General features: G+C 36.7%; 15 protein-coding genes and 1 riboswitch. All 15 genes read left to right on the forward strand.

Going from position 1 to position 13642, the window contains the following annotated elements; translation table 11 throughout:
* Positions 1 to 8: 8 nt before the first annotated feature.
* The 15 genes from MKX67_RS06205 (at position 9) to MKX67_RS06275 (ending at position 13617) form a co-directional block, all read left to right on the forward strand.
* Entirely contained in the window at positions 9 to 680 is a 672-nt protein-coding gene (locus MKX67_RS06205; protein ID WP_095373506.1) for a response regulator transcription factor, read from the forward strand.
* Complete coding sequence (locus tag MKX67_RS06210; protein ID WP_095370155.1) at positions 673 to 2115, forward strand: HAMP domain-containing sensor histidine kinase; 1443 nt, start codon at positions 673 to 675, stop codon at positions 2113 to 2115. Before MKX67_RS06205 ends, MKX67_RS06210 begins: the two co-directional genes overlap by 8 nt.
* A gap of 5 nt (positions 2116 to 2120) precedes the next feature.
* Positions 2121 to 2966 (forward strand): class I SAM-dependent methyltransferase, encoded by an 846-nt coding sequence (locus MKX67_RS06215; protein ID WP_342489046.1) that lies wholly within the window; start codon positions 2121 to 2123, stop codon positions 2964 to 2966.
* Positions 2967 to 3079: 113 nt separating this feature from the next.
* A complete protein-coding gene (locus tag MKX67_RS06220; protein ID WP_340978178.1) occupies positions 3080 to 3232 on the forward strand; it encodes a hypothetical protein in 153 nt (50 codons plus the stop codon).
* A gap of 39 nt (positions 3233 to 3271) precedes the next feature.
* Positions 3272 to 4351 carry a hypothetical protein gene (locus MKX67_RS06225; RefSeq protein ID WP_342489047.1) on the forward strand — a complete coding sequence of 360 codons (1080 nt, stop codon included), beginning with the start codon at positions 3272 to 3274 and terminating at the stop codon, positions 4349 to 4351.
* Between the two features lie 50 nt (positions 4352 to 4401).
* A complete protein-coding gene (locus MKX67_RS06230) occupies positions 4402 to 4605 on the forward strand; it encodes a hypothetical protein (RefSeq protein WP_095370152.1) in 204 nt (67 codons plus the stop codon).
* A gap of 20 nt (positions 4606 to 4625) precedes the next feature.
* Positions 4626 to 4919, forward strand: coding sequence for a spore coat protein (locus MKX67_RS06235; RefSeq protein ID WP_095370151.1), 294 nt, complete (start codon positions 4626 to 4628; stop codon positions 4917 to 4919).
* A 119-nt stretch (positions 4920 to 5038) separates the two neighbouring features.
* The gene (locus MKX67_RS06240; RefSeq protein WP_095370150.1) at positions 5039 to 6277 is read left to right on the forward strand and encodes a trypsin-like peptidase domain-containing protein; all 1239 of its coding nucleotides are present in this window, start codon (positions 5039 to 5041) and stop codon (positions 6275 to 6277) included.
* Complete coding sequence (locus tag MKX67_RS06245) at positions 6264 to 7130, forward strand: peptidylprolyl isomerase (protein ID WP_322910021.1); 867 nt, start codon at positions 6264 to 6266, stop codon at positions 7128 to 7130. Before MKX67_RS06240 ends, MKX67_RS06245 begins: the two co-directional genes overlap by 14 nt.
* A 15-nt stretch (positions 7131 to 7145) precedes the next feature.
* Positions 7146 to 7826, forward strand: coding sequence for a polyphosphate polymerase domain-containing protein (locus tag MKX67_RS06250; protein WP_307317599.1), 681 nt, complete (start codon positions 7146 to 7148; stop codon positions 7824 to 7826).
* Between the two features lie 21 nt (positions 7827 to 7847).
* On the forward strand, positions 7848 to 8531 hold the full coding sequence (locus MKX67_RS06255; protein ID WP_095370148.1) for a DUF4956 domain-containing protein: 684 nt from the start codon (positions 7848 to 7850) through the stop codon (positions 8529 to 8531).
* 19 nt (positions 8532 to 8550) lie between these two features.
* Positions 8551 to 10338 carry a CotH kinase family protein gene (locus MKX67_RS06260; protein ID WP_322910022.1) on the forward strand — a complete coding sequence of 596 codons (1788 nt, stop codon included), beginning with the start codon at positions 8551 to 8553 and terminating at the stop codon, positions 10336 to 10338.
* Between the two features lie 92 nt (positions 10339 to 10430).
* Positions 10431 to 10537: riboswitch (SAM riboswitch) on the forward strand.
* Between the two features lie 83 nt (positions 10538 to 10620).
* Positions 10621 to 11634: a methionine ABC transporter ATP-binding protein gene (locus MKX67_RS06265; RefSeq protein ID WP_095370146.1), complete on the forward strand. Its 1014-nt coding sequence runs from the start codon at positions 10621 to 10623 to the stop codon at positions 11632 to 11634.
* A complete protein-coding gene (locus tag MKX67_RS06270) occupies positions 11624 to 12289 on the forward strand; it encodes a methionine ABC transporter permease (RefSeq protein ID WP_095370145.1) in 666 nt (221 codons plus the stop codon). The genes MKX67_RS06265 and MKX67_RS06270 overlap by 11 nt, the downstream gene beginning before the upstream one ends.
* A 110-nt stretch (positions 12290 to 12399) precedes the next feature.
* Complete coding sequence (locus tag MKX67_RS06275) at positions 12400 to 13617, forward strand: acyl-CoA dehydrogenase family protein (protein WP_095370144.1); 1218 nt, start codon at positions 12400 to 12402, stop codon at positions 13615 to 13617.
* Positions 13618 to 13642: the final 25 nt, after the last annotated feature.

Genomic DNA, 13642 nt, shown 5'->3' on the forward strand with positions numbered 1-13642 from the left:
TGAGTGAAATGAGAACTGTTTTAATAGTGGAAGATGAATTACCAATTAGCCAAGTATTAAAAGTTTATTTACAAAAGGCAAACTTTCAAACTGTCCAAGCATTTAATGGAACTGAAGCAATCCAAAAATTAAATGAATATCATCCATCACTTGTTTTATTGGATGTTATGTTGCCAGATCGGGATGGATGGTCAATTTTAAAGGAAATCAGAGCGCAAATGAAAACGCCTGTTATTATGTTAACCGCTCTAGCGGACGTTCAATATCGATTAAATGGATTAAATGAAGGAGCAGATGATTATATCGCTAAACCATTTAATGCAGAAGAAGTTGTAGCTAGAGTGCAAGCGGTCTTAAGAAGGACTGGTAAAAGTGATGAAAAAATCAAGAAGTACGGTGGTCTGATAATTGATATTAAGTCTCATAAAATTACATTAAATAGTGTGGTCATTGAGTTAACGCCTAGAGATCTTGCTTTGCTCATTTTTTTAGCAGAGCATCCGAATCAAACATTTACTAGGGAACAATTAATTGAACATGTTTGGGGTTGGGAATATGAGGGAAGCGATCGAGCGGTAGACTTAGCTATTAAACGAATTAGAAAAGCATTGCATTCATGGTCTTCAGAAGAAGGTGAAATCAAGACTTTACGTGGATTGGGGTATCAATTAAGTGTCTAATCAACAAAGTAAACCTAGAGAATCTCTACTTCGATATTGGACGACTCGCTATTTACTTGCACTTTGTGTCGGACTTCTAATTATCGCCTTTTTTTCTGTATTATGGATTAGGCATACCACAGTTGAAAACCGCCTCAATATTATGGAGTTAATGGCGGAAGAAATTGCTGACCGTTTTGTAGAAATGAGTGAAGGAAAGCCAATTCCAAAAGGAGATGTCCCAGGGTATTTGAATGATAGAGGACGTTTTATGGATTTGGAAAGTGATCCACTTATTTCAATTGTTGATACGTATGGAAATACTTTAACAACCAATCGGCCTCAAGATCGAATGTTACAATTTTCCGAAGTTCTTTTAAATGAGGATAAAACTGTTCAAGAATTAAATAATGATGCAACGAAAGAAGCTTTTTATGTTGTAAAAGTACCGATTACTTATCAAGATGCGCCTGTAGGCTGGGTAGTTATGCTAGAATCGAAAGCAAATCTAGCAGAAGTAAACCAAGAATATCGATTATTAGCTATGATGATTATTGGTTTGGCATTAATTGGCTGGGCAGCGATTTACTTCTTGTCGAAGAGATTGTCTAAACCTATCCAAGAAGTAGCAGAGGCAGCTAGGGAAATTCAAGCGGGGAATTATCAAATTGATTTAAAGGATTCATACCAAGAACAGGAATTATATGAGCTTGTACATTCTTTTAAAGAAATGTCTAAACGGTTAGAGAAATTAGAAACATTACGTACGGAACTGTTAGCAGGTGTGACTCATGAATTAAAAACGCCGGTAACGTCAATTGACGGGTTATTGCAGGCTGTTCATGAAGGAGTGGTGGAAGGTGAAGAGGCAAAAGAGTTTATCAAACTGTCCATATTAGAAACAGAAAAAATGAAAAAAATGGTGGAAGATCTATTAGCCTTTAACACTTATGCCACGAATGTGATGCCAGTTCAACTACAAGAATATGAAATCAATCAATTAATTAAAGAATCAGTCTATCAATGGGAAATTACGCATGAAGTAAGTGAGGATTTTCAACTTGTTGTGTACCAAGCGAGCACGCCTTTATTTGTGCATATTGATCAGATAAGATTACAACAAATTCTAATTAATTTACTTAATAATGCCTTCCAGGCAATGGATGGAAAAGGGAAAATCGAGGTTAAAATAGATACGGGACCGAAGAATATCTCTATAAAAGTTAATGATAGTGGAAAGGGAATACCTGACGAAGAAGTACCATACATTTTTGAGCGTTTCTTTCGTGGACAAGAAAAGAAGCTTCGTGTAAGAGGGTTAGGTCTTGGCTTACCATTTAGTAAACTGATAGCACAATCAATGAATGGTGATTTAATTTTAGTTAAGACATCTGAGTGTGGTACTGAATTTATGATCGAATTACCTTATCAAAAGCACAGTTTTAGGAAGGATTGACCAAAGTGAAAGAACCTGATCATACAGCTGTAAGAGTGTCTTTATGGCGAGCATTACATTTAATTGTGGATGAAAAACCTTATATTTTTCATGATAATATCGGTTTAAAACTTATCTCTCCAAATGATGATTGGCAGAAACGTCCTGATATGGATGTAGCAAATACAAGTGCTTTTAGAGCATCAATTGTCGCTCGCTCTCGTTTTGTTGATGATTTAGTTGTTGAACAATTTGATAAAGGGGTAGATCAATATGTGATTCTTGGTGCGGGGCTTGACACTTTTGCACAAAGGCATCAAGAGTTATGTCCTCAGATGACCATTTATGAAATCGATCAAGTTGATACACAGTTATGGAAGAAAAAAAGACTGGAAGAAACAGGGTACCACATTCCTGATTGTTTAAAATTTGTACCGGTAAATTTTGAAGAGAAACAAGGGTGGTTAGATCAATTAAAGAAGAATGGTTTTGATGTTACGAAGCCTGCCGTTGTTGTTTCAACAGGGGTTACTCAATATTTAACTATAGATGCCATTATGGATACATTGAAAATGTTTAGTAAGTTAGCAAAGGGCTCAAAGTTGGCGCTGACTTTCCTACTCCCATTTGAAAACATAAAAAAACAGAATGAACGGAAAGAGGTGGATGAAGCAGAAAAAGGAGCAAAAGCAGGTGGAACGCCATTTATCAGTTTTTTCACCCCTTCAGAAATGCTAGCACTAGCTGAAGAGGCAGGCCTAAAAGATGTGACTCATCTATCATCTATTGATTTAAAAGAGAAGTATTTTCGTGAACGGAAAGATCAATTGATGCTGCAAGGTGGAGAAGATTTTATTATAGCAACGATATGAAAATATGTCGTTCCCTACTTTTATAAGATATCTATTCACATTTAACCCGCAATTTCAGATTATACCTGAAAGTTTGCGGGTTTTTTCGTTCTTGGATACTCGGCGATTGAGCTGTGTGCTTTGGAAAAGTATTATGTCAAAACGAGATAGAACTGAAAGCCGAGGATAATACGTTAGCACGTCATTCAGATGGAAAAGCAGAATCGAACGCTTCGCAAAAGGTGTTTGCAGGTCATTCAGAAGGAAAAGCGGAAATGAACGCTTAGCAAAAGGTATTTGCAGGTCATTCAGAAGGAAAAGCGGAAATGAACGCTTCGCAAAAGCTATTTGCAAGTCATTCAAAAGGAAAAACGGAATCGAAAGCTTCGCAAAAGGTATTTGCAAGTCATTCAGAAGGAAAACCGGAAATGAACGCTTCGCAAAAGCTGTTTGCAAGTCATTCAAAAGGAAAATCGAAAATGAACGCTTCGCAAAAGGTATTTGCAAGTCATTCAAAAGGAAAAGCAGAAACGAAAGCTTCGCAAAAGCTATTTGCAAGTCATTCAGAAGGAAAAACAGAAACGAAAGCTTCGCAAAAGGTTTTTGCAAGTCATTCGAAAGGAAAAGCGGAAATGAACGCTTCGCAAAAGCTGTTTGCAAGTCATTCAAAAGGAAAAGCGGAAATGAACGCCTCGCAAAAGGTATTAGCAAGTCATTCAGAAGGAAAACCGGAAATGAACGCTTCGCAAAAGCTGTTTGCAAGTCATTCAAAAGGAAAATCGGAAATGAACGCTTCGCAAAAGGTATTAGCAAGTCATTCAGAAGGAAAAGCAGAATCGAAAGCTTCGCAAAAGGTATTTGCAGGTCATTCAAAAGGAAAATCGGAAATGAACGCTTCGCAAAAGGTATTAGCAAGTCATTCAGAAGGAAAAGCGGAAATGAACGCTTCGCAAAAGCTATTTGCAAGTCATTCAAAAGGAAAAGCGGAATCGAACGCTTCGCAAAAGGTATTTGCAAGTCATTCAAAAGGAAAAGCGGAAATGAACGCTTCGCAAAAGCTGTTTGCAAGTCATTCGAAAGGAAAAGAGGAAATGAACGCTTCGCAAAAGGTATTTGCAAGTCATTCAAAAGGAAAAGCAGAAACGAAAGCTTCGCAAAAGCTATTTGCAAGTCATTCAAAAGGAAAAGCAGAAACGAAAGCTTCGCAAAAGCTATTTGCAAGTCATTCAAAAGGAAAATCGAAAATGAACGCTTCGCAAAAGCTGTATGCAAGTCATTCAAAAGGAAAATCGGAAACGAAAGCTTCGCAAAAGGTGTTAGAGAGTACGTTAACAAACAGAAAACGAGAATTAATCCAAGGTGGAACCAACCGCAGAGATAAAAGAAATAACCGTCTTATGGAATAAACATACATTTATGTTTCATACTAACAAAAAGGAGTATGGGAGGTGGCGTAATGTATCAGTTAACGACGAAAGAATTGTCGGCAATTGAAGATGAAATTCGGGCGGAGGAAATAACAGCGAAGACGTTTAACTGGTGTGCTTCTCTTTGTGAGGACGAAGAAGTAAGGATGTCATTGGAAAAATTAGCAGAGGAACATCAGCTAAGGATTGCAGAATTATCAACCTATTTCAACCGAGCGAGGAAATTACATTAATTTTATTGGAGGTGGTTTCATTGCCGAATAATATCAATGGTCGTGGATTAACAGAACGAGAAATGTTGCAATTATGTTTAGAATTAGCAAAAGGAAGAGTTCCCGCTATTAGCCACACATTAATGGAAACGACTCATGATGAATTGAGAGATATTTATGAAGGGTGCTTAAAAACAAGTGCAGAAGCCCAAAAGGAAATCTTTCAATTAATGGAAAAGAAGGGATGGTATGAAACGCAACTCGCTACAGTAGAAGAAATCGAAAATGTACAAAACTTTATGCAAAATAATTTAAACCCATCTCCCTCCGAATAATATTCGGAGGTTTTTATTTCTTTTTTTACATAAAAAATTATTTTGACATATGCCTGACACATTCACTGATTAAATTATAAAACAAGGCAAGCAAAATCAAATGAAAGAAGGGATTTTTAATGAATGAATTCAATCATTTTGAAGATAATCGCGAGTATCAATCGAAGCGAAAAAATACTTGGTTTAAAAGTGTAACAATGACTGTAGCAAGTGGAGTTATGGGCTCAGCCCTAACTTTAGGAGCAATCAATTATTTTCCTAATGAAACAAAACAGTCTACGGAGGTTGTACAGGAGCAAGCAGAAACTAATGTTTCCAAAGTTAATGCTGAAACGGTATCAACTACGAGTGATGGGTCGATTGCAGATATAGTAGAAAAAGCCTCTAAAGCAATCGTAGGCGTTGTCAACATGCAAGAGCAGCAAGCAAACCCTTTTAGTCATTCTACAGGCAACACCCAAAGTGGGGAAGCAGTTGAAAGTGGTACTGGCTCTGGTGTTATTTTCAAGCAAACAGATAATGAAACGTATATTGTGACAAACAATCACGTCATTGAAGGAGCGTCTAATATTCAGGTTTCTCTGCATAATGGTGAAAAGCTTCAAGCTGAACTTGTTGGAACAGATTCATTAACAGATATTGCCGTGTTAAAAGTGAATGAAAAAGTAGACGCTGAAGTCCTTTCTTTTACTGATTCTTCAAACCTTCGTGCAGGAGATCAAGTGTTAGCAATAGGCAATCCACTAGGCTTAGATTTATCCAGAACAGTAACTCAAGGAATTGTAAGTGCAGTGGATCGATCGATTGAAGTCTCTACCTCAGCCGGAGAATGGGATTTAAATGTCATACAAACAGATGCAGCAATAAATCCTGGAAATAGTGGTGGAGCACTTATTGACTCAAATGGGAATTTGGTTGGTATTAATAGTTTGAAAATAGCTGATAGTGGCGTAGAAGGGTTAGGCTTTGCCATTCCAAGTAACGATGTCGAGAACATTATTGATCAGTTAATGAAGGATGGTAAAATCATTCGACCTTATCTAGGTGTTGGTTTGATGGACTTAAATCAAGTACCGCAGTTTTATCAAGAACAATTACCAAAAAATGTAGAAGAAGGTGCCATTATTACCCAAGTTGAGGAAGGTTCGACAGCAGAAACGGCGGGGTTGCAAGCTGAGGATATTTTAGTTTCAATTGGTGATCAAACTATTACAGCCGCTAATGACTTAAGAGAATCTCTTTATAAAGACTTTTCAATTGGCGATAAGGTTAAAATATACTTTTATCGTGATGGTGAAAAGAAAACAGTAGAAGTAACGTTACAAGGAAATGGGGAAAAGCAAGTTGAAAAAGAATAAATTATTGATTGCCACTGGTTGTATGTTTGTTGCTGCTGTCATAGTTGCTGTTGTTTTATACAATAGCCATTCAAAAGCAGCGACAGTCAATGGAGAAAATATAAGCAAAGATGATTTGAATGAAGCGTTAATGTCTCAATATGGCACTTCTGTTCTAGATACATTAATATCTGATCAAATTGTTCTTCAAGAAATGGATAAGGAGAAGGTAACTGTAACTGAAGAAGAAGTGGCTGAAGAAATGGATGCCTATATGGAGCAATATGGGGGAGAAGAGGCATTTAAAGAAGTGTTAGATGAAAACGGGGTATCCTATGACTCTATAGAACATAATATCGAAATCTACTTAGGTTCAAAGAAATTGATCACACCAGGAATAGAAATTACTGATGATGAGATGGAAACATACTTTGAAGAAAATAAAGAAAGTTTTTCTCAGGCAGAAGAGATAGAAGCAAGTCATATCCTAGTAGAAGATGAGGATACTGCCAAAGAAGTAAAACAAAAACTCGATGATGGTGACGATTTCTCAGAATTAGCAGCTTCTTATTCAACCGATGATTCAAATAAAGATAATGGCGGTGAATTGGGGTATTTTGGTGAAGGTGAAATGGTAGAAGCATTTGAAGAAGTGGCTTTTGCTATGGAAGTGGACGAAGTGAGTGATCCAGTTAAAACAGATTATGGTTATCACATTATTAAAGTAACAGATCATAAAGAAGCGAAAGAAGCCAATCTCGAAGATGCGAAAGAAGAAATAAAAGAGATGTTAATAGAGTCTAAGCTTTCTACTGAATATACGGAATGGCTAAATGAGAAATACGAAGAATACGAGATTAAAACGTATATTTAAAGGAGGTGAACGATTTTGAAAGGAAGGAAAGAGCTCAAACATGAAATCTCAAAAATGGATGGGGTTATACTTAAAAAACGCTTAAGTTCCTTTATGAATGCGGACCCCCATTCAAATGGGAGAGGGGGATATAATGTTCGTAGCGTATACTTTGATAACTTTGAAAACAAAGCACTAATAGAAAAAAAAGAAGGCTATATGAACCGGGCAAAATATAGGGTTCGCACATATAATAATGATTTTGACACAATTAATCTAGAAAAGAAAAGTAAGAAGAATAATCTGACCTATAAAGAAAAATGTCGGATGACAGCTGAGGAATATGAGCTTATTAGAGCTAGCGACATTTTATGGATGGAGAATGATTCCAGACCATTAATGAGGGAACTTTTCCATAACATGATTCGTTATCAATTGAAGCCAGTAACGGTTGTCGATTATGAGAGGGATGTTTATATCTACCCATATGGTAATGTACGTCTCACTTTTGATAGCAATATTCGTACAAGCTTAAGGAATCCCGACTTTTTAAATACGACAATGCCTATGGTACCATCCCTTGATCATCAATTGATGATACTTGAAGTAAAGTATGATGAATACATTCCCGATGTCATTAAAATGCTTCTGCAAATGCTAGATCGCAGGAAGGGCACGTATTCTAAATATCAATTAAGTAGAATGTATGGATTATAGAGAGAATAGGAGAAAAGCAAAATGGAAAGTGTGAATTTTTCAGATGTATTTAAATCAAGCTTTTTAGAAAAGACAGAGAGTTTTTCAATTATAGATTCCCTAATAGGTTTATTCATGGCTTTTGCAATTGGACTTTTTATTTATGCAGTATATAAGAAGACATTTTCTGGTGTGATTTATTCACATACTTTTAATATATCCCTCATTATAATGACCATGGCTACAGCATTAATTATTATGGGAATTTCCTCGAATGTCCTGTTATCACTAGGTATGGTTGGTGCTTTATCCATTGTCCGTTTTCGTACACCAATTAAAGACCCTATGGATCTTGTTTATCTTTTTTGGGCGATTGTTGCCGGTATTCTTTGCGGAGCAGGCTTTATTCCGTTAGTGATTATTGGCAGTTTAATGATCGGTCTCGTACTTGTATTGTTCGTTAACAAAATTACGATTCAGAACCCTTACTTACTCATTGTAAAATATGGGGGTGAAGATGTGGAATCTCAACTAGAATCGCTATTATCAAAGGTCACTAATAAACATATGATGAAATCCAAATCTATCATGAATGGTAATCAAGTAGAAATTACTTATGAAGTAAGAATGAAAAAAGAGCAATCTCAAGTGGTGAATAATGTAACGAACCTTAGCGGGGTAGAGTCGGCTGTAATGTTAAGCTATGACGGTAATTTTACAGCGTAAATGAACAGGAGAAAGGAATATGATTAAACGCAAATATGTCGTTCTCGTTTTTCTAATGTTGGCTGTTTTATTTGTTGGTATTCTATTCTTTCTACCTCATTTACTTCCAAAAGGGGAAGTAGTTGATCACTCTTATGTTTCAAAAGTATTCAATAAAAATAAAGTGACTCAAGTTGAGTTAACCCTAGCAGAAGATGATTGGGAAGATATACTAGAGAATCCGACGGAAGAAGAATATAAGATGGCAAATGTGACGATAAATGGAACTAAATTGAACCAAGTAGCTGTTCGGACAAAGGGGAATTCTTCCCTTTCTTCCGTTGCTAGAATGGAAGATTCTGATCGTTATAGCTTCAAAATAGACTTTGATTACTATACCGATCAAACTTTATATGGATTGAAAAAGTTGAATCTAAATAACCAATTTAGTGATGCTACGCAAATGCGAGAATATTTATCGTATCAATTAATGGAGAATATGGGATTACCCACACCTGCTTATTCTTATATGTATGTGACCATTAATGGTCAGGAATGGGGATTATATTTAGGTGTTGAACAAGTAGACGAAGTGATGCTTGGAAGATATTTTGAAAATCCATATGGATCATTGTACAAGCCAGATGGTACAAATAGTGACTTGAAATGGGTAAGTGATGATATTGATGATTACTCAGGTTTAAACTTGAAATCAGAGGAGCAAGATGAACAAGCGTTAATAGATATGTTAGATAGTATCGATAATGGTGGCAATTTAGAAAAAACTTTAGATGTGGATCAAGTATTACGATATTTTGCAGTAAATACGGCTGTCGTTAGCATGGATAGTTACCAAGGGCAAATGAAGCACAACTATTATTTATATGAAAATGATGGTAAGTTCTCAATCATTCCGTGGGACTATAATATGGCATTTGGCGGCTTTGGAGTAGGTATGGGTGGCGGAGGACGCATGAACGGAGATTCTTCAATCGCTGAAGAAAACCAAAACAAAAATCAAAATCAGGAACAACAAGGTCTAGCACCAGGAGAAGGTGGGCAAGGTGAGGATGAACAAGGTCAAGTTCACCAAGCTGAAATGGGGAACTTCGATGGTGGCATGGGAAATAGTAATTTAATGAGTGAAGATACGATTAATTTCAGTATTTCCGAACCTGTAGCTGGTACTTCTTTAGATGAGAGGCCTTTACTTAATGCTTTATTGGCAAATGATGAATTTAAAAAGCAATATGAAGCATACCTTGAAAAGATTGCCGAAGAATATATGACAAAAGAGTCTTACCAAAATACAACTACACAAATTAGTACATTGATTCTTCCTTATGTAGAACAGGATCCTACCAAGTTTTATACAACAGAAGAATTTCTACAAGCAGTGCAAGGTGATGAGAGTTTACCAGCATTTGCTGAGGCGAGATCAGAATCGATACTTGCTCAGCTTTCAGGTGAATTAGAAGTAGAATCACAAGCTTCTGAAGTCAATAACATGTTCCCTAGCCGAGCAGGTGGTGATGACCAGGAAGGTCAAGAAAGAGGAGAAGTATTCCAACCGCCAAACGGTAATGAAGGAAACATTGATGGTGAAATGCCTGAACGTCCGCAAGGCAATGGAGACTTTCCGCAGGAAGGAGATTTTGAGACACCAGAAGGGTTTGAAGGTATGCCTGGTGGTGAGGGACGTGGACAAGAAGAGCAACCTAGTACAGTAAAGTTCAAAACGTCAGCAATCATCTTGTATGTGGGTCTAATCACAGCTTTATTAGGAACAACTTTTTTTATCTTCTTGTTTAAACGAAGAGGAAGATAAGTAAATGCATAAATAATCAAAATACTATTGACAATTAATTCAATACCCGATAAAATTTCCTTTATCAAAGCAACACATTAAATTTAATATGATTCTTATCGAGAGAGACTGAGGGACCAGGCCCGAAGATGTCCGGCAACCTCCTTTTAAAGGGAAGGTGCTAAATCCTGCAGAATGATTTCATTCTGAAAGATAAGGTTTAATAACAATCATTTGTTGAGCCTCTTTCAAAGTGAAAGAGGCTCATTTTATGTTGTAGAGGATTTAGGGAGGGTGAGGTAAATGATTGAAGTCAATCATTTAGTGAAAATTTATAAAAGCAAAAAGAAGCAAGTAATAGGGGTTGACAATGTATCCCTTTCTATTAAAGAAGGGGAAATATACGGGATTATTGGCTATAGTGGAGCAGGGAAAAGTTCTTTATTACGCTGTCTAAATTTATTGGAGAGACCGACATCTGGTGAAGTGAAAATTGATGGCGTTGATTTAACATCTTTAACAAGTAAAGAATTAAGAAAAGCAAGGCAGAAGATAGGTATGATTTTTCAGCATTTTTATTTAGCGAGTTCGAAGACAGTGTATGAGAATATTGCCTTTGCTTTAAAAGCGGCAGGTAAAAGCCCGAAAGAAATAGATATCAGGGTGAAAGAACTATTAGAATTAGTGGGTTTAGCAGATAAAATTCATCAGTATCCCACACAATTAAGTGGTGGTCAAAAGCAAAGGGTAGGAATAGCCAGAGCACTCGCTAATGATCCAAAGGTTTTACTTTGCGATGAAGCCACGTCAGCTCTAGACCCTAAAACAACAAAATCAATCCTGAACTTATTAAAATCAATTAATAAAAAGCTAGGATTAACCATCGTACTTATCACTCATGAGATGGAAGTAGTCAAAGAGATTTGTCATAGGTTAGCTGTTATGCAAGATGGAAAGGTCATAGAAGAGGGACCGGTGTATGATATATTTGCGAATCCAATTGAACCACTTACAAAGGATTTCATTCAGAGTGTTCTTCAATTTGACTTACCACAACAATTGATTGAAAACAGGAAGGGAACAATCATTAAGATTCAATTTAAAGGTGCAATAGCAGAAGAATCTGTTGTTTCTGAACTGTTCCAAACATTCAAAGTAAAAGGAAATATTCTTCACGGCAAGATTGAATATATTCAAGAAGTACCTCTTGGTATTTTTATTATGGAGTTGACTGGCGAAATACCTGAAATAGAAAGAGCTATACAATATATTCAAGAAAGAACACAGAATTTGGAGGTAGTTGAACATGTTGCTTGAGTCCATTCAGGCGTTACTTCCTGAACTAAATACAGCTGTATTACAAACAATTTATATGGTCGCCATTTCTTTAGTTGCGGCACTTATACTAGGTCTTCCACTAGGTATCTTATTATTCGTTACAGACGAAGGATTGTTCTTAAAGAATAGATTTGTAAATGCTGTTACCGGTTGGATTGTCAATTTGATCCGCTCTATTCCTTATATTATTTTGTTAGTAGCTCTATTGCCGTTAACAAAATTAATTGCAGGTTCAACTATTGGTCCTACAGCGGCTTCTGTTTCATTATCTGTAGCAGCGATTCCGTTTTTTGCAAGATTGGTAGAAACATCCTTAAGAGAAATAGATAAAGGAGTCATTGAATCTGCAGTAGCAGTAGGCGCTTCCCCTTGGATGATAATTAAGGAAATTCTTGTCCCAGAAGCGAAACCTGGAATTGTTCAAGGTTTAACGATTACGACTATTAGTTTAATTGGTTATTCAGCAATGGCAGGTATTATTGGCGGCGGTGGTATTGGTGATTTAGCGATACGTTTCGGTTACTATCGCTATGATAATGTCATTATGATTACGACAGTAATTGTCCTCGTTGTATTGGTGCAAATCATTCAAATTGGTGGGGATAAATTAACTAAATATGTAGATAAGAGATAATAAATTCAAACGATAGATATAGTAAAGGGGATGGAGCCTTTACTATATCTATTTATCCTAATGATTGAGTATTAAAGAGAAGATGGAAACAGACGGGGAGGAAGGATTCTATGAGCACGATAACAGCTTCATCTAAGGAAGCGTATTTAGCTGAACAACTCGCTCGACCATTTATTAAGACGGCTCAACAAGAAGAATTATTTCATAAAGCTACGATATTAGCAGAAGGATTTAGTAAGAGGGCGCAAAAGATTGATGAAAATGCAGAATTCCCTTTTGAAAATTTTGAAGAATTAAAACAATCAAATTACTTAAGTTTAACGATTCCGAAAGAATATGGTGGTAAAGAGATTTCCTTATATGAATATTTCTTAATACAAGAAAGGATTGCCCAAGGTGATGCGTCTACGGCTTTATGTATTGGTTGGCACTTAGGTGTTATCTATGATTTAAGGGTTAAACGGAAATGGAAGGAAGAACAGTTTGCCAAGTTATGTGAAATGGTTATCAAAGATAATAAATTGATTAACCGCTGTGCAACTGAGGTAGCAACTGGCAGTCCAACCCGTGGTGGACTACCAGCGACTACTGCGGTGAAAAAAGGAACACAATGGATCTTGAATGGAAGAAAATCTTTTGCTTCGATGGCACCAGGGTTAGATTTTTCTCTTATTACAGCAACGATAGAAGCTTCAGGAGAAATTGGTATATTCCTTGTACCTCATGAGAACCCTGGTTTAAAAGTGGAATCAAATTGGAATATGCTAGGGATGCGGGGCACGCGTAGTGACGATCTCGTGTTAGAGAATGTAATTGTAGAAGAAACAGCATTAGTCGAATTAGAAGGTGTTCATTTTTATGCGATTCCTAATGCATGGTTACTACATTCAGCTGCTTGTTTTATTGGCGTTGCTATTGCAGCTCGGAACTATGCCATTATTTTTGCTTCTGAATATCAACCTAATAGCCTGCCTGGTCCAATCAGTGAAGTACCAGAAGTGCAACGTAAAATTGGGGAAATGGAACTCGAGCTACTAAAAGCGCGAACAGCACTCTATTCTATAGCGGATCGTTGGGATAATGAACCGAATAAACGAGGAGAATTAGGAGCAGAACTTGGAGCCATCAAACATCTTGTCTCTAACAGTGCTAATAAAGTGGTCGATTGGGCAATGAGAATAGTTGGTGCACAAAGCTTGCAACAAAGAAATCCTTTGCAGCGTTATTACCGTGATGTGCGAGCTGCGCTCCATAATCCGCCTATGGATGATGTAGTAATCACAAATTTAGCAAAAAAAGCATTATCATTTCAAAATAACAATGATTAATAAAACTATTTAAATCACATGCCCC

The organism is Cytobacillus sp. FSL W7-1323, from assembly GCF_038595015.1.
GTDB classification, from domain to species: domain Bacteria; phylum Bacillota; class Bacilli; order Bacillales; family Cytobacillaceae; genus Cytobacillus; species Cytobacillus kochii.